The 1,808-nt window shown below is 63.8% G+C and carries 3 protein-coding genes; all 3 read right to left on the bottom strand.

Annotation, left to right across the window (positions count from 1 at the left end):
• Positions 1–458 (bottom strand): prolipoprotein diacylglyceryl transferase (locus tag Q4C89_RS14965; protein WP_303103417.1); only part of this gene is annotated, 458 nt, incomplete at its 3' end.
• Positions 459–561: 103 nt separating this feature from the next.
• Complete coding sequence (tatC, locus tag Q4C89_RS14970; RefSeq protein WP_303103418.1) at positions 562–1,356, bottom strand: twin-arginine translocase subunit TatC; 795 nt, start codon at positions 1,354–1,356, stop codon at positions 562–564.
• A 21-nt stretch (positions 1,357–1,377) separates the two neighbouring features.
• Positions 1,378–1,689, bottom strand: coding sequence for a twin-arginine translocase TatA/TatE family subunit (locus Q4C89_RS14975; protein WP_303103419.1), 312 nt, complete (start codon positions 1,687–1,689; stop codon positions 1,378–1,380).
• Positions 1,690–1,808: the final 119 nt, after the last annotated feature.

Here is a 1,808-nt window from a genome sequence, read left to right on the forward strand (position 1 = left end):
GGCCAGCCGGTGACGCGGCCCACGGTGTCGGTGCCGTTCATGATGTTGCCCAGGCGTCCGCCGATGATGCCGAAGGCCACCCCCGGCACGGCGAGGTCGGCGTACTGGTAGAAGTTGAGCCTGTACTTGCGGGCAAAGTAGATCAGCGTCAGCACGCCACCGATCAGGCCGCCGTGAATGGAGATGCCGCCGTTGCGGAGGTTGACGATGTCGAACAGCACGCGGGGAAAGGGAATGTTCTCGAAGACGTGCCAGGAGGTCAGCACGAACACGAGCCGCGCCCCGACGAAGCCCCACAGCAGCATCCAGAGAATCATGCGCTCGAAGAGGTCGGCGTCTAGGCCGCGCTCACGGGCCAGCTTGACGCCGAGCCAGTAGCCCGCCGCGATTCCGGCCATCATCAGCACGCCGTACCAGGCAATCGTGAAGTTGCCGATTTGTAAGAAGACTGGGTCCATAGGTCGCCCCGCAGTGTAGGGCCTACGGGCGCAGCATGAACCCCCTCCGGCCACAGGGACGAAGGGGGCACAGGAAGGAGGCACAGGCGAGGCAGAAGCTCCCTCAGGATGAAATGACGGGTTTTTCGACCTGCTCCTCGGGCGGAACCACCCGGAAGACCCGCGAGAGAATCACGCCGAGTTCGTAGAGCGCGTAGAGCGGCACCACCACCAGCGCCATGTTGCCGGGGTCGGGCGTAGGCGTAATCACGGCGGCCAGCACCATGATGCCCACCAGGGCAAAGCGCCAGCCGGCGCGGAGCATGGTGTGGTTGACAATCCCCAGCCGCGTCAGAATGACCGCCAGGATCGGCAACTCGAAGGCCACGCCGAACGCCACCAGAAAAGTCACCACCGTGCCGATGTATTCCTGAAGGTCCTGCATCTGCTCGACAGTGCCTGCCAGAAATTCGATCAGGAAGGGCACCATCGTCGGCAGCACCAGCTTGTAGCCGAACAGGATGCCCCCAGCGAAGGCCAGCCCCGCCCCCAGGATGAAGGGGATGCCCCAGCGCCGCTCGTGGGGATACAGCCCCGGCGCGATGAACCCCCAGATTTGCCACACGATGAGCGGCAGGGCCAGGGCCAGTCCCGCCCAGAACGACAGGTTGAAACTCAGCAGGAGCTGCGAGGCCAACTTGGTGGTGACCAGTTTGACCTTGCCCTGGGTGTAGAGCTCGGAGTAGGTCAGCGGCACCTTGACCAGTTCGATGAGCTGGATGCGGTAGGTGAAGGCCACCGCCATGCCGATCGCCAGAAAAATGACGCTGACGATGATGCGCCGCCGCAACTCTTCGAGATGGTCGAACAGCGGCGCACTGGGCAGTTCGGGGGGCGTAGGGGGCAAGGGCTGGGTCATGGTGTGGAACCTGCGGCGCCCTTAGCGGCGTTCGCCGGGGGTCTGCACGACAGGTTCGTTGACGACAGGGGCACCCGTCACCGGGTCAATCCGAACGGGGTCGAGCTGGCGCGAGGCCACGTCCACCACGGGGGTCACCGGAGCGGCAGGCTGGGCACTGACGACCGTTTGGGTCGGCTGACCGGGCGCGGGGGCAGCGGGGTCTTTGACCTCGTTCTTGAATTCACGGATGCCTTGGCCCATGCCTTTCATCAGCTCGGGGAGCTTTTTGGCTCCAAACAGCAGGGCGATTACGACCAGAATCAGGATAATTTCAAATGGGCCGAATGTCATAGCAGGGTCCTCCAGGGAGAGCAGGGTGTAGGGGAAGCGGCCAGCAGAAACAGGAGCCGCGCTGCTGGGCATTGTGACACCCTGACCCGCCTCACATATTGCACTGCGTTCCGGTTGAT

This window comes from Deinococcus sp., assembly GCF_030523985.1.
Taxonomy (GTDB): Bacteria; Deinococcota; Deinococci; order Deinococcales; family Deinococcaceae; genus Deinococcus.